The organism is Priestia sp. SRI_019 (assembly GCF_057586255.1).
The window spans coordinates 888,988-911,224 of sequence record NZ_JBYCZN010000001.1 but is presented as its reverse complement, the minus strand read 5'-3'; the positions used below and the strand labels follow the sequence as shown (position 1 = coordinate 911,224).

Annotated in this window: 26 protein-coding genes; 9 read left to right on the top strand and 17 right to left on the bottom strand. The window is 37.5% G+C overall.

Annotation, left to right across the window (positions count from 1 at the left end; all coding sequences use genetic code 11):
• Window positions 1–4: 4 nt before the first annotated feature.
• Window positions 5–1,438: an alanine/glycine:cation symporter family protein gene (locus AC2YJL_RS04655; protein WP_195696076.1), complete on the top strand. Its 1,434-nt coding sequence runs from the start codon at window positions 5–7 to the stop codon at window positions 1,436–1,438.
• A 62-nt stretch (window positions 1,439–1,500) separates the two neighbouring features.
• On the opposite strand, the gene AC2YJL_RS04650 is transcribed toward AC2YJL_RS04655, so the two are convergent.
• On the bottom strand, window positions 1,501–1,953 hold the full coding sequence (locus AC2YJL_RS04650; protein ID WP_251568443.1) for a CBO0543 family protein: 453 nt from the start codon (window positions 1,951–1,953) through the stop codon (window positions 1,501–1,503).
• A 157-nt stretch (window positions 1,954–2,110) separates the two neighbouring features.
• Window positions 2,111–3,076 carry a bile acid:sodium symporter family protein gene (locus tag AC2YJL_RS04645; protein WP_028410933.1) on the bottom strand — a complete coding sequence of 322 codons (966 nt, stop codon included), beginning with the start codon at window positions 3,074–3,076 and terminating at the stop codon, window positions 2,111–2,113.
• A 291-nt stretch (window positions 3,077–3,367) separates the two neighbouring features.
• Between AC2YJL_RS04645 and AC2YJL_RS04640 the strand changes: the two genes are divergently transcribed.
• Window positions 3,368–4,474, top strand: coding sequence for a mechanosensitive ion channel family protein (locus AC2YJL_RS04640; protein ID WP_251568441.1), 1,107 nt, complete (start codon window positions 3,368–3,370; stop codon window positions 4,472–4,474).
• A 41-nt stretch (window positions 4,475–4,515) separates the two neighbouring features.
• On the opposite strand, the gene safA is transcribed toward AC2YJL_RS04640, so the two are convergent.
• The 5 genes from safA to AC2YJL_RS04615 form a co-directional block, all read right to left on the bottom strand.
• Complete coding sequence (gene safA / locus AC2YJL_RS04635; RefSeq protein WP_082178423.1) at window positions 4,516–5,139, bottom strand: SafA/ExsA family spore coat assembly protein; 624 nt, start codon at window positions 5,137–5,139, stop codon at window positions 4,516–4,518.
• A 148-nt stretch (window positions 5,140–5,287) separates the two neighbouring features.
• Complete coding sequence (locus AC2YJL_RS04630) at window positions 5,288–6,652, bottom strand: hemolysin family protein (RefSeq protein WP_195696075.1); 1,365 nt, start codon at window positions 6,650–6,652, stop codon at window positions 5,288–5,290.
• A 612-nt stretch (window positions 6,653–7,264) separates the two neighbouring features.
• Window positions 7,265–7,495 carry a YuzI family membrane protein gene (locus AC2YJL_RS04625; protein WP_195697142.1) on the bottom strand — a complete coding sequence of 77 codons (231 nt, stop codon included), beginning with the start codon at window positions 7,493–7,495 and terminating at the stop codon, window positions 7,265–7,267.
• 114 nt (window positions 7,496–7,609) lie between these two features.
• Window positions 7,610–8,329: an NAD-dependent protein deacylase gene (locus tag AC2YJL_RS04620; protein ID WP_195696074.1), complete on the bottom strand. Its 720-nt coding sequence runs from the start codon at window positions 8,327–8,329 to the stop codon at window positions 7,610–7,612.
• A gap of 12 nt (window positions 8,330–8,341) precedes the next feature.
• Window positions 8,342–8,740, bottom strand: coding sequence for a universal stress protein (locus tag AC2YJL_RS04615; protein ID WP_013058676.1), 399 nt, complete (start codon window positions 8,738–8,740; stop codon window positions 8,342–8,344).
• Window positions 8,741–8,898: 158 nt separating this feature from the next.
• Between AC2YJL_RS04615 and AC2YJL_RS04610 the strand changes: the two genes are divergently transcribed.
• Window positions 8,899–9,042: a hypothetical protein gene (locus tag AC2YJL_RS04610; protein ID WP_013058677.1), complete on the top strand. Its 144-nt coding sequence runs from the start codon at window positions 8,899–8,901 to the stop codon at window positions 9,040–9,042.
• Window positions 9,043–9,068: 26 nt separating this feature from the next.
• Here the strand turns inward: AC2YJL_RS04610 and pfkA are convergent, their stop codons facing one another.
• A complete protein-coding gene (pfkA, locus tag AC2YJL_RS04605) occupies window positions 9,069–10,028 on the bottom strand; it encodes a 6-phosphofructokinase (RefSeq protein WP_013058678.1) in 960 nt (319 codons plus the stop codon).
• 345 nt (window positions 10,029–10,373) lie between these two features.
• Here pfkA and AC2YJL_RS04600 point away from each other — a divergent pair, with 345 nt between their 5' ends.
• Window positions 10,374–11,051, top strand: a complete 678-nt coding sequence (locus tag AC2YJL_RS04600; protein WP_057242964.1) for a C40 family peptidase — start codon at window positions 10,374–10,376, stop codon at window positions 11,049–11,051.
• Between the two features lie 139 nt (window positions 11,052–11,190).
• Window positions 11,191–11,733 (top strand): 5' nucleotidase, NT5C type, encoded by a 543-nt coding sequence (locus AC2YJL_RS04595; RefSeq protein ID WP_028415087.1) that lies wholly within the window; start codon window positions 11,191–11,193, stop codon window positions 11,731–11,733.
• A gap of 149 nt (window positions 11,734–11,882) precedes the next feature.
• Here the strand turns inward: AC2YJL_RS04595 and AC2YJL_RS04590 are convergent, their stop codons facing one another.
• The 3 genes from AC2YJL_RS04590 to AC2YJL_RS04580 all read right to left on the bottom strand — a co-directional run bounded on the left by AC2YJL_RS04590 (window position 11,883) and on the right by AC2YJL_RS04580 (window position 13,227).
• On the bottom strand, window positions 11,883–12,008 hold the full coding sequence (locus AC2YJL_RS04590) for a hypothetical protein (RefSeq protein ID WP_013058681.1): 126 nt from the start codon (window positions 12,006–12,008) through the stop codon (window positions 11,883–11,885).
• A gap of 586 nt (window positions 12,009–12,594) precedes the next feature.
• Complete coding sequence (locus tag AC2YJL_RS04585; RefSeq protein WP_016765283.1) at window positions 12,595–12,720, bottom strand: hypothetical protein; 126 nt, start codon at window positions 12,718–12,720, stop codon at window positions 12,595–12,597.
• Window positions 12,721–12,822: 102 nt separating this feature from the next.
• The gene (locus tag AC2YJL_RS04580; RefSeq protein ID WP_195696073.1) at window positions 12,823–13,227 is read right to left on the bottom strand and encodes a secondary thiamine-phosphate synthase enzyme YjbQ; all 405 of its coding nucleotides are present in this window, start codon (window positions 13,225–13,227) and stop codon (window positions 12,823–12,825) included.
• 118 nt (window positions 13,228–13,345) lie between these two features.
• Here AC2YJL_RS04580 and AC2YJL_RS04575 point away from each other — a divergent pair, with 118 nt between their 5' ends.
• From AC2YJL_RS04575 to AC2YJL_RS04565, 3 genes are read left to right on the top strand one after another with little or no spacing between them, the layout of a single operon-like run.
• A complete protein-coding gene (locus AC2YJL_RS04575) occupies window positions 13,346–14,782 on the top strand; it encodes a spore germination protein (protein WP_050688336.1) in 1,437 nt (478 codons plus the stop codon).
• 15 nt (window positions 14,783–14,797) lie between these two features.
• Window positions 14,798–15,901: a GerAB/ArcD/ProY family transporter gene (locus AC2YJL_RS04570; RefSeq protein ID WP_050688337.1), complete on the top strand. Its 1,104-nt coding sequence runs from the start codon at window positions 14,798–14,800 to the stop codon at window positions 15,899–15,901.
• A complete protein-coding gene (locus AC2YJL_RS04565) occupies window positions 15,898–17,025 on the top strand; it encodes a Ger(x)C family spore germination protein (RefSeq protein WP_195696071.1) in 1,128 nt (375 codons plus the stop codon). The genes AC2YJL_RS04570 and AC2YJL_RS04565 overlap by 4 nt, the downstream gene beginning before the upstream one ends.
• A 6-nt stretch (window positions 17,026–17,031) precedes the next feature.
• Here the strand turns inward: AC2YJL_RS04565 and AC2YJL_RS04560 are convergent, their stop codons facing one another.
• Complete coding sequence (locus AC2YJL_RS04560) at window positions 17,032–17,400, bottom strand: hypothetical protein (RefSeq protein ID WP_050688339.1); 369 nt, start codon at window positions 17,398–17,400, stop codon at window positions 17,032–17,034.
• A gap of 230 nt (window positions 17,401–17,630) precedes the next feature.
• Here AC2YJL_RS04560 and AC2YJL_RS04555 point away from each other — a divergent pair, with 230 nt between their 5' ends.
• Window positions 17,631–18,233, top strand: coding sequence for a DUF3885 domain-containing protein (locus tag AC2YJL_RS04555; protein WP_013058688.1), 603 nt, complete (start codon window positions 17,631–17,633; stop codon window positions 18,231–18,233).
• A gap of 39 nt (window positions 18,234–18,272) precedes the next feature.
• Here the strand turns inward: AC2YJL_RS04555 and AC2YJL_RS04550 are convergent, their stop codons facing one another.
• The 5 genes from AC2YJL_RS04550 to AC2YJL_RS04530 all read right to left on the bottom strand — a co-directional run bounded on the left by AC2YJL_RS04550 (window position 18,273) and on the right by AC2YJL_RS04530 (window position 22,178).
• A complete protein-coding gene (locus AC2YJL_RS04550; protein ID WP_230933443.1) occupies window positions 18,273–18,968 on the bottom strand; it encodes a hypothetical protein in 696 nt (231 codons plus the stop codon).
• Window positions 18,968–19,837, bottom strand: coding sequence for an ABC transporter ATP-binding protein (locus AC2YJL_RS04545; protein ID WP_487374639.1), 870 nt, complete (start codon window positions 19,835–19,837; stop codon window positions 18,968–18,970). The genes AC2YJL_RS04550 and AC2YJL_RS04545 overlap by 1 nt, the downstream gene beginning before the upstream one ends.
• The gene (locus tag AC2YJL_RS04540; RefSeq protein ID WP_195696069.1) at window positions 19,834–20,202 is read right to left on the bottom strand and encodes a GntR family transcriptional regulator; all 369 of its coding nucleotides are present in this window, start codon (window positions 20,200–20,202) and stop codon (window positions 19,834–19,836) included. The genes AC2YJL_RS04545 and AC2YJL_RS04540 overlap by 4 nt, the downstream gene beginning before the upstream one ends.
• A 106-nt stretch (window positions 20,203–20,308) precedes the next feature.
• The gene (locus tag AC2YJL_RS04535) at window positions 20,309–21,064 is read right to left on the bottom strand and encodes an alpha/beta hydrolase (RefSeq protein WP_230933445.1); all 756 of its coding nucleotides are present in this window, start codon (window positions 21,062–21,064) and stop codon (window positions 20,309–20,311) included.
• Window positions 21,065–21,287: 223 nt separating this feature from the next.
• Complete coding sequence (locus AC2YJL_RS04530) at window positions 21,288–22,178, bottom strand: YitT family protein (protein WP_013058693.1); 891 nt, start codon at window positions 22,176–22,178, stop codon at window positions 21,288–21,290.
• Window positions 22,179–22,237: the final 59 nt, after the last annotated feature.

Genomic DNA, 22,237 nt, shown 5'->3' with positions numbered 1-22,237 from the left:
AACTATGCAAGAAGTAGTTCAAGGTTTTGTTAGTTCAATCAACGAATTTCTTTGGTCCTACTTACTGATTGCGATGCTGATTGCATTTGGTTTGTTTTTTACATTCAGGTCAAAGTTTTTACAAATTCGGCTGTTAAAAGAAATGATTCGTGTATTAAAAGAAGGTGCAGATAGCTCTTCTAAAGACGGAATTTCGCCATTCCAAGCGTTTTGTATCAGTATGGCAGCCCGCGTTGGTACGGGGAACATTACAGGTATTGCGATTGCGATCGCTTTAGGGGGACCTGGTGCTGTATTTTGGATGTGGGTGCTTGCCGTTATTGGTTCAGCTTCAGCATTTATCGAGAGTACGTTAGCACAAATATACAAAGTAAAAGACAAAGACGGCGGCTTCCGAGGCGGACCGGCTTACTATATGGAAAAAGGGTTAAAAAAGCGCTGGATGGGCGGACTGTTTGCCATCTTAATCACTTTATCATTCGGCTTAATTTTTAATGCTGTACAATCAAACACGATTACCCTTGCGTTTGAAAATGCGTTCGGAACGAATCGTCTAGTGTTAGGAATTATTATGACAGTGGCTTTCGCTGCGATTATTTTTGGCGGAGTTAAGCGTATTGCAAAAATGTCAGAATACATTGTTGTGGTACTCGCTGTTGCTTATATTGGTGTAGCGTTCTTCATTATTATCATGAACATTCAAGAAATGCCTTCTCTTATCGCTCAAATCGTTAAGAATGCATTTGGTTTTGAGCAAGTTGCCGGAGGTTCTCTTGGAGCAGCTCTTATGCAAGGAATTAAACGCGGATTATTCTCAAATGAAGCGGGTATGGGTAGCGCGCCAAACGCCGCAGCCGCTGCAACAACAAGCCACCCGGTAAAACAAGGGTTGATTCAAGCCTTTGGTGTATTAACGGATACGCTTATTATTTGTAGTAGTACTGCCTTTATCATTTTACTTTCAGGTGCTTACACAAATAAAAACTTAAGCGGTATTGAGTTAACACAGGCTGCTTTAAGCACTCATATTGGTTCTTGGGCAGCAGGCGCTCTTGCGATTATGATTTTCCTATTTGCTTTTAGTACGTTAATTGGTAACTACTACTACGGAGAAACAAATATTGAGTTCTTGAACACAAATAAAGCTTGGCTGATGACTTATCGTGTTGCTGTACTTGCAATGATTGTGTTCGGTTCTATTTCTCAAATTCAGCTTGTATGGGACTTAGCAGACCTGTTTATGGGCTTTATGGTAGTAGTCAACTTAATTGCCATTCTCTTGCTTTCGAAAGTGGCCTTTTCTGCACTTAAAGATTATCTTGCCCAAAAGAAAGCTGGAAAAGACCCTGTCTTCTATCAAGACAGTATTTCTGGACTTGATAATATTGATGCATGGGATCATTCAGAAGATAAATCTAGCTCAAAAAAAGCAATTTAACAAAAAAGCCGTGAATATTCACGGCTTTTTTTAATGCGCATATTTACTTCTTTTTCTTCCTTCTAATGAAGCAGTCTAAGATTCACCAAATACCTATAGTACAAATAAATCACGCTGTACGGAATCCAGTAGGAAAAAAATGTCCAGCCGAGATTCCATCCGTTTCCGTATATCACTCTGTCCGTATACATATACGTTCCTTCTAAAAATGTTGTAAGCAGCGCAATAAGCAGAATAAAAAAATGAGGCTTTCCGATTCGCTGGATTAAAAAAATCATATAGCTGGCCAATACAGGATAGACACCTAAATTAAAAGGCAGCGCTTCTAATGCTTCATTTTCTAAAGAAGTCCGGAGTTTCCAAAAGCCATAATAGCTCCCTAATTCATTGATAACGATTGCTAAAATGCAAAAAGCAGTTCCTACTAAAGGCAGTAAACGACGATTTTTAGGATGTAAATAGAGGGTGCCGAAAACCCAAGGTAAAACAAACGCCAGCGCTATATTAATAAGCAAGAATATCCGACCTTTTTCTTTCTAGTATGTCACACCGTACCTTTTTCTAATCATCTCATTATATTGAACTGAGCAAGTGTAAAAGTACCTTATCTCTGATCGTTAAAGCAGAGTGCTTAATTTATGATTACTGTAGTTCGTCCCTTGCTTTTTCCATTTATTTTAACGAAACAAATTCAGCGTCTTTTTTCTCGTAATAGTTTTGAACTAAACGCCCTGATAAAGCAGCTAATACCTGCTGAAATAACATCCCTAATACGACGGGTACAGCAACGGGAGCTGGAAAATAAGATACGGCTAACACGGCTCCGGCGCTAATATTTCTCATGCCTCCGCAAAACGTAAGCGTCACAACTTTTGCTCGGTCCCATCTTAGCCATTTGCCAATCATCCAGCTGAAGAAATAACCAGCTGAACTCATTAAAAAGACAATCACGATAATAAACAGCAGTTTTTTATCAATATGTTTTAAATAAGGTGCAATCACTCCCCCATTTATCATAACCATCACACTTAGCCCTATTTTCGAAACAGGTGCCAGCTTTGGTCCTAATGTCTGCTTAATTGTTCCTTTTGTATATTGATTTAAGCACATGCCTAACAAAGATGGAAGGACAATCATAAAACATAAATCTTTGACTAACTTCAGCGCTTCCAAATGCACGGTGTCTCCAACCACCAATAAAAGCGTATAAGGAACGATAAGCGGCGCCAAAAGAGTATCAATTAAAATAATGGATAGCGCAAGAGGAATGCTTCCTTTGTAAATCGAGACCCATATAAAACTAGTCACTCCTGTTGGAATAATCGCTGCTAGCAAAAGACCCGTGCTTGTAAATACATCATGTGGAAAAATCACTTGGCCAACGCTCCAAGCCCACGCTGGCATAAAAATATGTAAAACAAACAGGGCCATAATGATTGGAAATGGGCGGTGTATCGTGGCATTTAACTGGTGAAAGTTTGAATTCAAACTTCCGGCAAACGTCATTAATGCAAAAAGCCAGGGAATTAAGAAGGTATACTGACTTAAGGACGAACCGATAAGAACTCCTATGAGCAAGCTGACAGGCGTAATAAACGGCATCAATTTTTCTAGCATTCTATTTAATTGACTTAACAAAGCTTCTCCCTCCAACGCATGTTTTAAATAAATAATAAGATAAATTAACGTTTATAATATCACCTATTTATTATACAACTTATTTTCAGACTATTGCCTGTCTCTTTTGCTAAAAAGAGATATATTCATAATTATCACTTAAATAGATTTACAGGTATTTTTGTGCTATTTTAATAGGGAAGAAGCTTTTAAAAAGCATGAATTTAGGGTAAAGAACACTCTACATAGGAATGCTTTCAATCGACGGATATAAATGGACTGTAGCACAGTTTTGGTAACTAGGAGGATTGTATGGATTTTTTGAAGTCTCTGTCATCGTTAGATGATTGGAAAAAAATCGTGATTGCGATTGGGATCTTTTTGATCTTTTTAATTCTTCGCAAGCTTTTCACGACTTATTTGTTTAAGTTTATTATTGGTTTTGTCAAAAATAAAAAAATCGATTTAATTACGAGCGTTTTAGAAGCTTTTGAAAAGCCGCTGCGCTGGATCTTTGTGATTATTGGTTTTAAGCTTGCTCTTCCCTATCTTCCCTTTGATGTTTTAACAGCTGACACGGAAAGGCATTTAGTTCGTTCAGCTTCTGTTGGCCTTGCAGGATGGGGCTTGTATAATTTAGCTGCTTCTACCAATTTATTTTTTGCAACGTTTGCCAAAAATTTTGATATCCAAGTGGATCGAATCATTATTCCTTTTATTGAAAAGTTCATCCGCATCGTTGTTGTTATGCTTTCTATCTCCATCATCGCAGAAGAATGGGGTTTTAACGTAAACGGCTTTGTAGCGGGTCTTGGCTTAGGTGGTCTTGCTTTTGCCCTAGCCGCAAAAGACACCGTTAGTAATTTATTCGGCGGAATTGTAATTATTACCGAAAAGCCTTTTACCATTGGAGATTGGATTAAAACACCTAGTGTTGAAGGCGTTGTAGAAGATATTACGTTTCGAAGCACCAAAGTCCGAACGTTCGCTCAAGCAGTCGTAACGGTTCCAAATGCTACTCTTTCTAATGAACCTATTATTAACTGGGCTAAAATGGGGAAACGCCAAATTGCCTTTCATTTAAACTTGAATTATAATACACCAAAAGAAAAGTTAGAAACCGTGGTGGCAAGAATTAAAAAAATGCTGACTGAGCACGAAGAAATTCACAATGAAACGATTCTTGTAAATTTTGACGGCTTCTATGAATCTAGTCTAAATATCTATCTGTATTTCTTTACAAATACAACCGTTTTTGCTGATTATCTAGATGTAAAAGAAAATATAAACTTCGAAATTATGGACATTCTTGAAGAAGAAGGCGTAGAATTTGCCTTCCCGACGCGCACACTCATCGTTGAGCAGGACGGAAAGCTTTCTGGCAATCCAAAAGAATTTCTAGAAAGTGCTCGAAGCTAAAAAAAAGCTGACTTAGTAGTCAGCTTTTTTTCCTTTCTTTTTTAGTTTGAAATGAACATTTGAGTCCAGTAATGGCCGTAGCTTCCGCCTTTAGCGTAACCTACTCCGATTTCGGTAAATTGACTCGATAGTATGTTTTTACGGTGACCTTCGCTATTCATCCATGCGTTAACCACTTCTTTTGGAGTTGCTTGTCCAGCAGCAATATTTTCACCTGCTGTACTGTATGTAATGCCAAAGTTTTTCATCATGTCGAACGGACTTCCATATGTAGGTGATGTATGACTGAAATAATTTTTATCAATCATATCCTGCGATTTATAGCGAGCAACGCGAGCTACTTCCCAATTAGACTTTAAAGGCTTAAGTCCTGCTTTAGCACGTTCTTGATTCACTAGCTGAACCACTTGCTCTTCGTATGAACTTCCTGCTTTATCGGTTGGAATAGTAATTTTCTGTCCCGGATAGATCGAATTAGGATTTTTAATAGCAGAATTCGCTTCAATCAGCTCGGAAACGCCAACCTGATATTTTACTGCTATTTTCCACATCGTATCTCCCGATTGAACGGTATGTACGGTTGCTGCTTGCGCAGTGTTATTAAGACCAAAAGCTAGAGTGACAGACAACAATGTTACTAATAAAAGTTTTGATAGAGTTTTCATACTTTTATTAAAGCAAATTGATTTTAAGATTCATAGCGGTAATATTATCCCTTAGTTCCATCATATGACTTTGTCTGACTTTGTCATCTTCCCTGCACACTTTTCTATAACAAAAAGACGCACTGCTCTTTCGCAATGCGCCTTCTTATTATGAAGACAAAGCTTGTGACTGGTTCATGTCCGACACATTAACCGCTTCATCTGTGATTTGATGCACCTGACGTTTTTTGATCACATCAATATATTGAATGTGATGGCCTTCCATTTTCGTAACGGTAAAGTCATACTGTTCAAAGCTAAGGCTTTCTCCTTGCTTGACGTCATATTTCTCCGTCAAGACCCAGCCTCCAATTGTATCAACATCCGTATCATCAATTGTTGTGCCAAGCAGCTCATTAAGCTCACTTACCAATAATTTTCCATCTACAATATAATGATCAGGTTTGACTTTCTGAATTAATGGAAGTTCATCTGCATCAAATTCATCACGAATTTCACCGACAATTTCCTCTAAAATATCCTCTACTGTTACAATCCCTGCTGTTCCACCGTATTCATCAATTAAAATAGCCATATGGATGCGTTCACGCTGCATCTTAAGCAATAAATCATGAATAGGAATCGATTCAATTACTTCAATAACAGGACGGATATACTGTTTTAAATCTATTTTTTCCTTGCTGTTATTCATGACAATCTCGGTTAAAATCTCTTTCATATTGACCATTCCAATAATATGGTCTTTATCTCCATCAATGACCGGATAGCGGGTAAACCGCTCTTCTTGGACCATCTCAAGGATGTATTCGACCGTATCTTCTTGGTCAATCGAAACGACTTCCGTACGCGGCACCATAATCTCCTTGGCAACGCGATCATCAAAGTCAAAAATTTTACTTACATATTTAAACTCCGATTGATTGATTTCACCGCTTTTATAGCTTTCTGATAACAAGATGCGAAGCTCTTCTTCACTGTGTGCAAGCTCATTTTCTGAAGCAGGCTTTAGACCAAATAACCCTGTTATTAAACGAGAAGAACTGTTTAATAGCCAAATGAAAGGATAGGTTACTTTATAAAAGAGTATAAGCGGACGAACAAATAATAAAGTGACTTTCTCTGCTTTTTGAATTGCAAATGTTTTCGGAGCAAGCTCTCCGACCACAACATTTATAAATGTAACAATCGCAAAAGAAATCGCAACAGATAGTACTTTTGTTAAAGCTCCGCTTATCCCTAGTTGATCAAGTAATGGGGAGAGGAGATGCGAAAGTGTAGGCTCTCCTAACCAACCAATTCCCAGCGCAGTAATCGTAATACCAAGCTGACACGCAGATAAGTATTCATCTAAATTTGAAATAACTTGCTTCGCAGCTTTTGCATTGCTGCTCCCTTCTGCTATAAGCTGATCCACTTTGGAACTCCTCACGCGAATAATCGCAAACTCGGTAGCAACGAAAAAAGCAGTTAATGCAATCAGTACCGCTAGTAAAATCAAGTTAAATATGTCCAATCAAGTTCCTTAGCTCGTTTAAAAACGAGTAAGGACTCACCTCCTAAAAAATAAAAAATTTGGATAAAGAACTCTATCCCTGTACTGATCACTTGGAAAAGTGCCTATAAGGAGGAATCACATGATAAATGTATAAACATTTTTATATGGAGCAAAACTGCCAGTCTTTCTTCCTTATCTCACGTTTCACTCGTTAATGTAGCAGGTCATTCTTTATTCAGCTGTTCTAGATGTGAAGCAATGGCTCACATCGCTTCATTTCATGATGTTGCTTCAGCGCTGATTCTCTCTTTCATTCATTTATAAAAAATTTAGTAGTTTCCAATCTTTATAAAGTTAAAGTCTGTTAACGTCTTAAAAGAGCGATTATGTGATAAAGAGCGATATGCGTGAAGCAAATGTTGGTTTGTATAATACTGTATTGTACGCTTTGACACTGGTGCATATAATGCTACTTCGCCAACGTGGTACACTGCCCCATCCAATCACCTCTATTTCCGTATATCTAAAAAGATTAAGGAATAATTATCCTATTTCTTTTTAAACTTATTGACTTTATTTTAAATGTTAAAAACTTTGCAGTCAAACGTTTTAGTTAGTCTCCTGCCCTTGCTATTTACTAGTGCGGCGATTTTTAGCAGGTAAATAAAAGCTTGCTGCTACACAAAAAAAACCAAAGACAAAACAGATAAGGGGGAGTTTCATACCTATTGCTTCAGCATAATATGCGAGACTCCTTCCATGAATAGGGACGAGATTCATTTCAAAAATCAAAGTCAAAACAGATGTCACTTTGAGTGCAATACCAACAATGAAGAGACAAACTCTCAAGCCTCCACTCATATACGCAAACATCCCTTCTATCCATTAGCGAATGGATGATGTACTACACCATATGATACATCCCTACACTTTATCACTAAATGCTAAAAAAGCGCTATGTCCATGCATAGACGCTTATAAATTTGCGACCACTTGTCCAATGGAATCATAGATAACCAAATCAAACAAATAATCGTAATGCGTAGGTTCTTTATTAATCATCACCATGTTTGTACGATTGTACCGGCTCACAAGCAGCGGAATCTGATTAATCGGTGCTACTTCAAGTGATGAACCAAGCACGATGAATAAATCAGATGACAGCGCTGCTGTAACTGCTTCATCGAACTGATGAATGGCATCTCCAAAAAGAACAACATTTGGCTTTAAAAGGCGCTCACACGCTGTACATTGTGGGAGCGCTGACTGATTTAAATACGCTAAGTCATACTCTTGTTTACAGCTCGGACAATGAGCTCTCTTAATGGACCCATGAATTTCAAAAACGTTCGTGCTTCCTGCATCTTGATGCAAGCCATCAATATTTTGCGTAATTACATGCACGGTTTTGGCTTCTTCTAATTCAGCAATAAAGCGATGGCCCGTATTTGCTTTATACTGATGCAGCATTTTAATATGAAAAATTTCTTTAAACAGCGGCCAAAATTCATGAGGATACTGTTCATAGAAGTCAGCAGCTACTACGTCCACAAAGCTTTTGTTTTGGCGATATAAGCCATTTTGGGAGCGAAAGTCAGGTATACCCGACTCTGTGCTCATTCCTGCTCCCGTAAAAAAACAAATGTGTTTAGCATCATCAATAAGCTGTTTTAACTCTTTGTACTGTTTTACCATTGCATTTCTCTCCTATTTAACAATTAGCACAGGAATCGTTACTTGCTGTGCAATCTTAGAACTAACGCTTCCAAGCAGCATGCCTTTTACAGGGTTTAACCCTCTGCTTCCTATTACTACAAGGTCAAATGAATTTTGATTAGCAAATTGAATTACTGTTTTAGCCGCGTCTCCGTGCATAAACGTAATCTCATACTCCACGTTTCCTTGCTTTAAAATTTCATCTGTTGTATGTATCCGACTTTCCCGTTCCTCATCGCGGCTAAGTGATTTTAATCTTGAATCACCCTCTACTGCATAAATAACTTGAATAAAACTGTTTTCCGTCAGCTGAGCCAGCTGAACGGCTTTTTCTGTTGCTTTAGCTGCATGCTCTGAGCCATCTGAGGCAAGTAAAATTCGTTTAAACATCACGCTTCCTCTCCTCTTTTGTAAAATGGTCTTCTCTCTTTACTATATCACTCGCTGTTCAAATGTAATCATTTTTTTGATTATTTCTATAATTTTTAAAATTATTTGTCTACTTTTATGATAAACTGAAAGAAAACTTGTACAGAGGGGATGGAACGATGTTTGGTTTTGAATTAATTTGCACTTTTTGCAAAGGACTCGGAAAGCTAGCCGTTATTCCTGGTATCGGTTACATGAAAACATGCAAACACTGCGAAGGGACAGGGATGCAATCAAAAAAAGACGAAACTCCTTCCATATAAGAAGTTTCGCCTCAGCAACACTGTGATTAGATTGAAAGTTCTTTAGATAAACGGTACATATCAGCATTGATATGGTGAGGTTCACCTAAAATTTCCATAATATCATAATCTACAATTTCATTTTTACGGATACCGATTGCACGGCCGCCTTTACCTTCTAGCAAAAGCTCCACTGCACGACCGCCGAAACGGCTTCCTAGCACGCGATCTTGAGCAGTTGGGGAACCACCGCGCTGAATGTGTCCTAATACTGTTACACGCGTTTCAATACCTGCAGCTTCATGAAGCTGCTTCGCTACTTCATTACCATTGGCTACACCTTCAGCTACTACGATAATGCTGTGCTTTTTACCGCGCTCTTGTCCTTTTCTCAAACGATCAACCATTTCTTGGAACTCATCTTTTGCTTCTGGGATAAGGATTGTTTCCGCACCGCCAGCAAGACCTGACCAAAGAGCAATGTCTCCTGCATTACGACCCATAACTTCAATAATAAACGTACGTTCATGAGAAGTCGCCGTGTCACGGATTTTATCAATGGCATCGATAACCGTATGAAGAGCCGTATCAAATCCTAATGTAAAATCTGTTCCTGGAATGTCGTTATCAATTGTTCCTGGGATACCAATACAAGGGAAACCAAGCTCTGTTAGTTTTACAGCTCCCATGTATGATCCGTCTCCACCAATAACTACTAAGCCTTCAATACCATGCTTCTTAAGGTTTTCAATACCTTTTAAACGCCCTTCTTCTGTTTTGAATTCTGGACATCTTGCAGAATAAAGCATAGTTCCACCGCGTTGAATGATGTCACCAACATCTCCAACTTCTAGCTTTTTAATATTTCCTTCTATTAACCCTTGATATCCTTGGTAGATACCGTAAACTTCCATACCTTCATGAATTGCTTTACGCACAACAGCACGAACCGCAGGATTCATACCTGGAGAATCTCCGCCGCTTGTTAATACACCTATTCTTTTCATTACTTTCACCTCATCAAAGTCACATACATGACTACTATATTATAGTTCTACATTTTACCCGAGTTCGAACTTTTTGTGTAGTAATTCACAACATATTTCTTTGTTAAATTTTAAATGTACATACTTTTTCATATCTTTTAGTTATTTACCGTCAAATATTCAAAGTTTTTCTAGCGATATTGCACATCTAAAGAACCCTTTTAGTTACAGCTTTTATAAGACTATATTCACCTTTATATTTCATTTTTTTCATATATGTAATGAAATTGTAACGCAGAACACTGTCGAAAGATGATATGATGAATTTACTCAAATCAGGAAAAATTTTCAGGGGGTACTGGTTTTATGAAAAAAGTAATAGCAGCTCTTACGCTTGCTGGCGTTATTGTTTCTACTAGCCCGATTGTCAGCCAAGCGGCTCTAGGCGACCAAACGCTTCGCAAAGGCATGAATCACCAAGATGTTAAACAACTACAACAAACGTTGAAAAATAAAGGTTATTTTAAAGGGAATACGACTACATACTTTGGGACTGTTACAACTTCTGCTGTAAAATCATTTCAGCGCAAAAATGGACTAGCAGCAGATGGTATTGTCGGAAAAGGAACGTATGCTAAACTAGGCGTTTCAGCAAAGGGCAAATCGCCTTCTAGCTCAGCGCGCTATAACCCTAACGCAGTGATTAACAAAGGAAAACAGTATATGGGCGTTCGATATCGCTGGGGCGGAACCACGCCAAGCGGCTTTGACTGCAGCGGTTTTATTGGCTATGCGTTCAAACACGGCGGCGGGGTTCAGCTTCCTCGAACAGTAGCTCAAATTTATCAAAAAGGAACGCGCGTCTCAAGTCCAAAAGCTGGAGATATTGTGTTCTTCCAAACTTATACAAAAGGGCCTTCTCATGCAGGAATTTATTTAGGAAATAACCAATTTCTTCACTGCTCTTCATCTAAAGGTGTGAGCATCTCTTCTCTAAAAGAGAGCTATTGGAGCAAACGCTATTTAGGTGCTAAAAGAATGTAGTTTCTATAAAAAGGGCAAGCTGTGCGATTTTGATGCGGCTTGCCCTTTTTCTGCATGTAAAAGATTTGGTATAGTAGAAGCAGCACATTACATTGCAAAACCAAGCGTGTAGATGAATACTGTAAAGGAAGTTGAATAAATGCACACCCTTTTAATTGACATGGATTCTGTCATTTGTGATCTTATGACGGATTGGCATAACCAATATAACAAAGATTATTGCGACAGCTTATCGGTTGAAAAGTTAAAATGCTGGGAATCAGAAAAGTATGTAAAGCCGGAATGTGGCACGAAAATTTATGACTACCTTGATCAGCCGGGGCTTTTTTTACATTTACAACCTCTCCCTCATGCTGTTGAGGTTCTTAAACGACTTTATGAAAGGTTTTCCATTTTAATTGTCACAAGCAGCCGTACCTATGCTTATACAGAAAAAGAGCAGTGGGTTGAGAAACACCTTCCGTTTATCGGAAAATACAATATCGTGTTTACACACCAAAAAGATAAAATATATGGAGACTTGCTATTTGATGATGCACCACATAATTTGAAGGCTTTTCAAGCTACAGGTCGCCATGCTGTTGCCATGAGCTACCCGTATAACGAAGAAGTAAATGTCCCTCGCGTGGACGATTGGCTTCAGTTTGAACAGTACGTAAATACTTATTTTAACGAATGTTGAGCTAAAAAACACGTGGACTTTGTCACCAGAGAATGAATGCAGTGCGTTTGTTAGCACAGCTACAAGCATAAAAAAACCGCCTTTTGGGCGGTTTTTGACGGATAGCCCCTAAGGGTTATCCGCTTTTTATTTAAAAAAGATATCGTTTTTCAGTACTTATCAGCTGATGAGAAAAAGTCCATAATGGCATGGATAATTTCAACGGACTGAAAAGAAAACAATGATATGGCTGTTAATGAAAAGAAACCAATCATGGCCATACGTACAAGTAACATAGACTAATCGCCTCCCTGTTTTGAACTAAATGAACGCACCCAAAACAATTCGCTATCTGTCTTTGTTTGTACGACGTTTTCGCCAAGCAAAGGCAGCTCATTCACTGCGTGTAATAATGACAATGAATCTTCATCTTTCTCTTAAAGATTAAGCGTATAGTTAGTATATCAAATGAAGCTCTTTCTTCAAGGCTATACTAGCGGTAAAAAAGGAAATAGTATGAAACGATGCGTTTTATCTTTATTTCATACTATTTAGTACCCTAATATTTATTATATTAAACCTTTTAGGAAAATTGCTACTATTATATCTTTTTTTATAAAAAAAGATAGTAAGACATAACTAAATCAATCCAACCTAAAGACGAACAAGTGAGATAAATGATCTCGACTGCTTGTTGCATCGCCGTTGATTTCCGTGTAAGACTTCGTTTTCCGTCAGCGGCCGATGAGCCTCCTCGTCTACCTACACGAAACCTACGTCCACCCTACCAATGAAAAAATCCGAACGCGTTAAATTCTCAAGCAAGAATCAAACTCATTCGGATCTTCTTTCAATTAAAATAATTTTGTCTCTTCACTTTATTTATCGACACGTACTGTAATACTCATTGACAATGTCTAAAATAGTTGGGTATTCTTCCACCCATGTAAAATTTGTTTTTTCGTTTTCTTTTTTCACTGTTTCTTGTTCTGCACCGATCTTTTCCATTGTTCAATCTCTCCCTTTAACTGTTATATAACATTTATATTAACTAAAATTTGTTTTATAACAACTTTAAAAAGAAAGTTGGACAATGAGTATGAAAAAAAGTTATTGTAGGGATAAAATTTTCACATAATACGTACGAGTCCTTGGTCCATCAAACTCGCAAAAATAAATTCCTTGCCACGTTCCTAGCAGCAGCTGCCCATCGTGAATGATTATATGCTGAGAGGAGCCGACCGTGCTCGCTTTGAGATGCGCAGCCGTATTTCCTTCCATATGAAGATCTAACTTACGTTCCCAAGGATATACTTCATCGAAACGTCGGATCATATCGGTTTTTACATCCGGATCCGCATTTTCATTAATAGTTATACCAGCGGTTGTATGAGGACAGTAAACAACTACAGCCCCCTCTTTTAATCCTTCTGTTCTTATTAATGCCTGTACCTGACTCGTCACGTCAATCATTTCGTCACGCTTATTCGTTTTTAACGTAAATGAATGTAGCATACCATCACCTCTTTTCTTTACCATAACATATCTTTTCTATTCTTCCACATTTTTCGCATAACTCGTTTTTACATCGTAAACACTAAGCTCATTAACACAACAGGCGGTGAGTTTATTTATGCTCGATTCAAAATTTCAGCCCAATGCAGACTACACCGTTCAAACGTTTCTAGATTTGGTGGGTCAAAATACAGATGTTGGTTCCAAAAAATTATGGCTGTCTCCCACAAAATATATATGTATTATTTATCTCCAAGGATTAGTAGACGGAGAAAAACTTGATAATCTTACTCAGCATGTTGTTGAGACAAAAGCAAAAAGTGAAACGCAAACACTCGATGACATCGATTCGTTTATTTCTGTCATTAAAGACAAAGAAGTTTATACATACAAGCAAGCGATCTCGTGTTTTTTTAAAGGTCAGCCCTTGCTGTTCATTAGCGAAAGCACCACGGCATACTCGCTGAATATGTCTATGACCAAACAGCGCTCTTTAAGTGAACCTACAACAGAAAAAGTAGTACGAGGCCCTAAAATTGCTCTTATCGAAAACTTAGATGAAAACCTAGGTCTTTTAAGGCAGCGTTCTACCGAAGAAGAAATGGTTATTGAAGACATTTATATTGGAAATGCAAAGGAACATCGAACAAGCATCATTTTTCATAATAAACACTGTCAAACTCACATTGTGAATCAAGTCCGAGAGAAATTGTTAGACATTCCTTTAGATAACATTCAAGATTCAGGAATGATTGAAGAATTTTTAGAAGAAGCACCTTACTCACCGTTCCCTCAAGTACAAAATACAGAAAGACCAGATCGTGTTCTCGCTGCGGTGAATGAAGGGCGAGTAGCCATTTTAGTAGATGGTTCTCCTTTTGCTCTTTTAGTGCCTACAACTTTCGATATGATTATGAAATCACCCGATGATTATTACGAAAGATGGATAGCGGGTTCATTGCTAAGATTACTAAGGTACTTGTCTATTTTTATTACCCTATTCTTTTCGGCTATTTATATTTCACTCGTTTCATTTAACCAAGGTCTGCTTCCAACGGAGCTAGCTATTACTATTGCGGCCACACGAGAAAACGTTCCTTTTTCTCCTTTTATCGAAGCAGTGGTTATGGAAGTGACGCTTGAATTATTGCGTGAAGCCGGACTGCGTCTCCCTACTCCAGTTGGACAAACAGTTGGACTTGTAGGCGGAGTTGTTATTGGTCAAGCTGCGGTGGAAGCCCATATCGTTAGCTCCGTTATGATTATTGTTGTATCCGTATCGGCAATTGCGTCCTTCACCGTTCCACAGTACGGAATTGGCCTTTCGTTTCGAATTTTGCGTTTCGTATCTATGATGATTGCAGCAATCTTTGGATTATACGGAGTTACCATGTTTTTTCTTGTACTCGTCATTCATCTAACCAAACTCGAAAGTTTTGGTATGGCTTACTTCAAACCGTTTTTTGCGTTAAATAAAAAAGCGTGGAAAGACTCTTATGTTCGTCTTCCAAACAAAAGTCTAAAACAGTCTAAAAATAAATCTCAACAAAACTGACAAAAGGAGGACCATATGGAACAATCACAGTCACAATCAAGCAAGCTTCTTTCAGACTTTTATGCCATTTCAATTATCTCTTCAACCATGCTGGGCGTCGGTTTATTAACACTGCCAAGCAGTATTACAAACCAGACAAACAATGCAGATGGATGGATTGTACTTATTATGGACGGCCTTTTGTTTATTGGAATTGTTCTTTTTTTAGTCTGGATGGTTAAGTATTTTAAGATTAGCTGTATGTTTGATTTCACGCAAGAAGTAACCGGCAAGCTGATTGGAAATATATTCAACTTTGCTATAGTCGTTTATTTCACATCTGTAGCAAGTTTCGAAGTAAGAGCTATGGCAGAAATGATTCATTTTTATTTACTGGAAACGATGCCCATTGAATTAATTATCCTTTCGTTTATTTTGACAGGCGTCTATTTAATCACTGGCGGTATCAATTCTATCGGAAAAGTAATGGCGCTATGTTTTCCTGTAACGGTCCTCATTCTTCTTATCTTATATCTTCTTAGTATCGGAATGGTGGATTTAAAAAACTTACAGCCTGTTTTAGCCGATGGATTTAGCCCGCTTCTTTCTGCTTTTACAACCGTCTCTGTTTCCTTTTTAGGGATTGAAACCATTGTATTTCTTCCAAAGCATATGAAAAACAAAAATCATTTACGAAAAGTTTCTATCATCGGATTTTCCATTCCTTTACTTTTGTATATTATCACTTACGTATTAGTTGTCGGCGCGTTATCCGTTCCGGAGGTAAAAACAACCGTTTGGCCTACAATTGAATTTGTTCAGACACATGAAGTAAAAGGAATTTTCTTTGAGAGGCTTGAATTATTTCTGCTTATTGTGTGGCTTCTTCAGTTTTTTTTAACCTTTGTAATGTATTTCTTTTTAGCTGTTTCAGGATTTAAAAAGATTTTCAAAAACAGATCAACTACTAATATTATCTTCCTTGTGCCCGTTTTATTTATGAGCTCTTTAGCGCCCAAAACAGCTAGCGACGTGTCGAATTATTCAACTGTTCTAGGATGGGCATTTTTAGTGACATTTTTAGTTATCCCTCTTTTCTTCAGCATGTTAATGAAAATAAAAAAGGTTGTGTTCAAATGACGAAAAAATGTCTTCCTGTCATAATGACCATTTTTTTATTGTGCGGCTGTACAAATCATCGAAACATTGAACAACTTGCTCTTGTTATAGGAGTGGCAATGGACATTACATCAAAAATCGAACCGAGAACAGGAAAAAATCAGCTGGTGCTGACTCATCAAACGTTAACCGAAACGGAATCCGGAAATATGTCTTCTTCCATTCCATACAAAAACATTACAACTGCTGGTCCTACCATTCATGAAATCACGCGAAATATTTCGCTGAAATCTGATCCTATATACAGCCAGCATCAGCGAGCGCTTTTAATAGGAGAAAAAGCGAGCAAAACGATCCCTCTTGATGCGCTTATTAATCAATTCGTTCGTGATAACGAGATACGGCGCAGCAGCCTTGCGTTTGTTACAAAAGGCGATGCTAAAAACGTTTTAACAATTCAAGGAATGTCTGTGCCGCCAGTCAACTTAATTTACGAGCTTGTTTACAATAAATTCAAAACGAATAAAATTCTAAACCCCCTAACAATGGGAGAGCTATCGGCTAAGTTAAAAACAGATCAAAGCTTTTTAATACAGCGGCTTTCTAAAATTAAAAATAGCGTTGAAATAGACGGTGCGGCAATCATAAAAAATAAAAAAGCAAAATTCATCTTAACTCAGCACCAAGTAGAGGATTTAACATGGTTAACGGGCAATATTAAAGGCGGAATTATTTACGGCAAACACGGGCCATATCCCTTTTCCTATGAAATTGGAGATGTTCAGCAAGATGTGAAGGCCCGTATTGATTCAAATCACTCCGTTCATTTTGACATCAACGTTCAAACAAGCGGCAGGCTATCAGAAGATTGGGAGACTTCAAAACAGGCTCTTGCCGCCTCTAATGTAAAGAACACCGAGAAAAAAATAGAAAAAATTATTCGAAAAGACGCAGAAAAAACACTTCGCTTATTACAAAATAATTACAAAGCGGATGTGATTGACCTGCATAATTACGTACGAATTCATCATCCTCATTTTTGGAAAAAACATCAGCATGAATGGGATGAAATATTTAGCCAGTCGACCATCGACTATCATGTCCATGTTCAAATTAAAGATTTTGGGACACAGGGCAGAGATTAGCTCTTATTACTCAACGCCAGCTTCAGTCAGCTCTTTTTTCTTTAATTCCATAATCGTGAACTTATCGGTATAGTTTTTGCTGACGAACAGCTGGCGTTCATTGTCGTTATTAAAATAAAACTTTTTATCATCTTGATATTGAAAATTCACTTTTTTCTTTTTCATTTGTTTAATAAACGTTAAGTAGTCATTTGAATGAATGAGATACCTCTTGGGCTTATCGGATATTTGAACAACATCTTCACCTGAAGACTTTAATTTCACAATACTCCATGCAATGGGAAGCGGATTACCTTCTTGAAAGATCGTTTTGTGAAAAATAAGCACAAAGAAAGCAGCTGTAACAATTGAAATAAGCACAAGCTGTTTTTTCACCGTATATCACCCTTTCTTCACGTCGTTACTACGTTAAGTAATACGACAGGCGTATGAAAAAACCTGTTCATCCGCAAAGGTTGTGTAAAGAAATAATGCAAAATCAACAAAATATAACAGTTTGGTTACCTTTTGATTAAATAACATTACTTCTTTACAAATTTAGCTAATCACATGATAGACTAAATTCAACATATTAAGTCAGGACTAAACTAAATGAGGTGTTGCGTATGACCACAATGCGGCTTCAATCATACTTAACAACAATGTTTCCAAATGTTCAAATGAAAAGACCTCTTTTTTATAACGCGCCCGCAGGTATCCGTTTTACGCTTACCAATCAAAAAGGCGTGTGGGAACGAGAATACATGAAAAATGTGTACGCACGCGCTTACGAAATTTTTGAGACACTCCATGAAAAAAATGATGAGCTGTTACTTGTTTTCAAAGCGAATGCTGCACAGGATGATTTACTGTTAAAAAAGAAAAAAGAAACAGCTATTAAAAAATTCATTCGCTCTCGCCTGAAGAAACAAGAAGTTCAATCCGTAGCATTATTAAATAACGCTGAATATATTATTGCCTGTAAAACAAATGATGTGAAAGAAAAGCTTCTTTTGCAATCGATTGCTAACCGAGATCTTCATATTCATCCGGCTATTGAAGAAGAGTGTTACATTGTGAATTTGAATAAAGAAACCATCTTCCACCTATACGACGAGCGCGGACTGGATATTGTATCGAACAATCAGTCTTCTCTTCAACTTCTTCAGCAAAAGTTTCACGACTGGATTCTAGATATTGATGCAGCTTGTTCAAAAAAAGTACAATAAAAAAGCAATCATTCAGTAAAGGAATGATTGCTTTTTTTATTAGGCTTGATGGACAGGAGACGCTTTTTTTAAAAACAGCCAGTTGATAAGAAAGAATAAGAAGCTTGTGATAACCATTGTTCCGAATGTAAGTAACAACGACCCGTTCGAAAAGCTTTTTATAAAATGAATAACCGGTTCTTTTGTCACTGGAATGGTAAATAGTAAAATTAAAACAGCACCGGTGATCATCCCTCCTGTTTGCCCGAATTTGTAAACGATGCTGCCGAGCAAACATGCTGCTGCTGTAATAAAAAAGATAAATACAGCGTCCGTTAAAAAGTGAATAGCGACAGTAGGGTCATGAAAGATAAAGTCACTCGCATAATAAAGCTGAACATTCATTAAATTCAAACTATTAATCACTTTTATTGAAATGCTCATGATGACAACATTGATAAGGGACATTACAGTTGCAAATAAAGCAAAAACACAGGTCATCGTTAAAAGATATGCTTTACGGGTAGCTCCTAACTTTAAGCAAAAGGAGAAACTTTTTCGAATGATAATAAAACTTACAATACCTGAAAAGATGTACTGCGGCATACTTGTTACTAATAGAAGATGCTCATTCACCTGACTGAACACTAAAATATCTACTACAACAAAAGCTAAGAGAATCGTCCAAAAGCGAATCATTAAATACTTTAGTTCAACGTAGAGCGAATAACTAATGGCGGCAAACTGTCCTTTCATTACGCTACACCTCCACGGTTTGCTGTAAGATAAATCATAATATCCTGTATGTGAACAGCTTCTACATGAAATGAACTGTCTATAAGCTCCTCAGCATAAATATCTTCGTTAAAGAGCACTATTTTTTTCTCTCCTCCGAATACTTGTTCATGGATTACTTGCTTTCCTTTTTCATATTCTTCAATTTGACTTTTAGGTCCTTTCACACTTACACAGCGCTGCTGCAAATTTTCTGCCGTATCCTGAAGAATCAGCTTTCCTTTTTGCATAATAAGTACTTCTTCAAATAAATTACTTACCTCATCAATTAAATGCGTTGAGATAATGAACGTACGTGGATATTCTTCATATTCATCCAATAAAAGCTCATAAAAACGCGCTCGCATCGCAGCATCAAGTCCAATATAAGGTTCATCAAAGATTGTGATGCTCGTTCGAGAAGATAGCCCAACAATAATTCCTAATGCTGATTCCATACCTTTAGATAATGCTTTCACTTTCATATTACCATCTGAATCGAACTCTTCCATCAGCCTCTCAGCAGCTTCTTGGCTCCAATAAGGATAAAAAAGTGACGCAATTTTTAGCACGTCTTTGACTTTTAATGTTTTTTTGAAATTTCCGCTTTCGTTAATTAAGCAGATATTTTGCAAAACAGAGCGGTTTTCAAATGGAGATTGATTTCCTACTTTTACCTCTCCTGTCGTAACTGGAATATGCCCGGCTACAATTTGCATCAGAGTCGTTTTGCCCGCTCCGTTTCTACCTAGCAACCCGTATATTTTATTTTGTGCTAGCGTAAGTGAAATGTCTTTTAACACTTGTTTAGATCCATAGCATTTATTTAATAGCTGCGCTTCTATATTCATTTTATTTCCCCCTTGTCTAACAGCTCTTTTAACTCGTTTACCGTAATTCCCAAATGCTGTGCTTCTTTTTTCATGGGAATGATAAAACGGTTATAAAATTCTTCTTTTCTTTGTGTAAGCAATACTTCTTTGGCGCCCGCACATACAAACATCCCTATCCCTCTCTTTTTATACAATATTCCGTGGTCAACTAGCTGATTAATTCCTTTAGCTGCTGTTGCAGGGTTAATGCGATACATTTTGGCAAATTCATTCGTAGACGGTACTCTTTCTTCTTCTGGAAAAGCATCATTCAAAATATTTTCTTCGATGGTTTCTTTGATTTGTTGAAAAATTGGTCGCTGATGATCTAATGATTGTTTCATTTTGACTACCTCACTTAAGTGGTTCATTACTCATGTAACTAACTATATAACTAACTGGTTATTTTTTCAAGTATTATTTCCAAAAAAAAAGAAAAAAGTCCGTCAGTTAGTTACTGGCGGACTTTTTCATTTGACTGTTTAACCACTTGACCGTTCTTTTTACTAGCTCATCCTGCTGTTCTTTAGGGGAAATACTGGCTTTGTTGTCGCCTTTTTGTTTCCCGTACATTCCAAACTGTGCGTGATTAGCTCCTTTTACTTGAACCAGCTCCGTATTTTTTGAAAGTAAATGCTTGGTTTCTTTAATTTTTTCAGGCGTCGACAAACCATCTTTTCCACCGGTTAAAGACAAAATAGGATAAGTGGAAGTTGAAAAATTATTTTTATTCATCGGATACGATGCTAAAAGAACTAAGCCTTTTATTGAGTTTTGATGATCATACGCATAAGAGGCTGCACTCACTCCTCCAAGGGAATGCCCTCCGATAAACCATGCGGAAATCTTCGGATAGCTCTTCACAATATCCGTCGCTTTGTTTTGACTAAAAAAACTCATATTAAACGGAGAATCTACAACAGCAACAAGATATCCTTCATTTGCAATTTGCTGAGCATAATAGCCATATGCTAACGGTTCTACTTTAGCACCTTGATAAATAATATAGCCGGCTTTTATCTCTTTGTTCGTTTGAGGCTTGAATACGTAATAATTGTCTTTCTTCACTACTTTTTTCTCATCTACTAGTGAGTGAAGCTGCTTTGAAGGTTCATAATCAAAACCTGACCATATAACAAAAAAAGCCACGGTTACCGCCACAAGAACGGCAAGACCGACTCCTACTATTTTTAACGTTTTTTTCATGTCACTCCCTCTTTCTGTTTTTTACTATGTACTCTTTTTATATCTTTTAGACATTTTACAAGTTTGTTTTAAAGATATACAAGAAAAAAGAGAGGTTCGATATGCCCAAAGCAGGATGCAGCAGAAGTGACATAAACCATTCCATATACTCGAAACAAAAAGAGAAAATTAAAAAGGCTGCTGCATGTAATAACGGGACAGCCTCATTAGCAGACAACCTTCACTAATGAATATCTCGTTTCTTAAACCTCCCTCCTCTAACTTCAGCAATAGCTGCTACAGCAAAAAAAGCAGATGGATCTATCTCATCGATAATCGCTTTTAGCTTTGCTTCTTCAAGCCTGGTAATCACACAAAAAATGACTTTTTTATCATCTCCCGTATATGCCCCTTCCCCATTTAAATACGTGACGCCTCTCCCTAAACGAGCAAGAATTGCTTCGCCAATTTGTTCATATTGTTCGCTGATAATCCAAGCTGACTTAGACTCATCTAACCCTTGAATCACAATATCAATCGTTTTAAAAGCAATGAAGTAAGCCATTAAAGAATACATAGCGCGATCCCAGCCAAATACAAAACCGGCACTTCCCAAAATAAATAAATTAAAAAACATAATCGTCTCACCTACGGAGAAAGGCGTACGCTTATTAAATAAAATAGCTAATATCTCGGTGCCATCTAGCGAACCTCCGTACCGAATAACAATTCCTACTCCCACACCGAGAACAATTCCGCCAAACACAGTGGCTAAAAGAGGGTCACCTGTTAAGACCGGCAAGTCGTGAAAAATAGAGGTAGCAATGGATAGAATGATAACACCTAAAAGCGTAGATAGCGCAAATGTTTTTCCAATTTGCTTGTATCCAATAAAGAAGAATGGAAGATTTAATACGAAGATATAAAAGCCGATTTGAACATCCGTTAAATGGGATAAAATAATAGATATACCTACAATTCCACCGTCAATAACCTCATTAGGGACAAGAAAAAATTCTAGCCCGACGGCCATTAAAAGGGCTCCCACTAAAATAAACAGCATGCGCTTTACAATCATTTTAGCTGATAGCGAACGATGAACAACCTTTTTTATTTCATGATTCGTTTGCAGCACATAACTTCCCCTCCTTTTGTAATAGAGACATCAACTACTAACCAAACCCTTATTTTAAT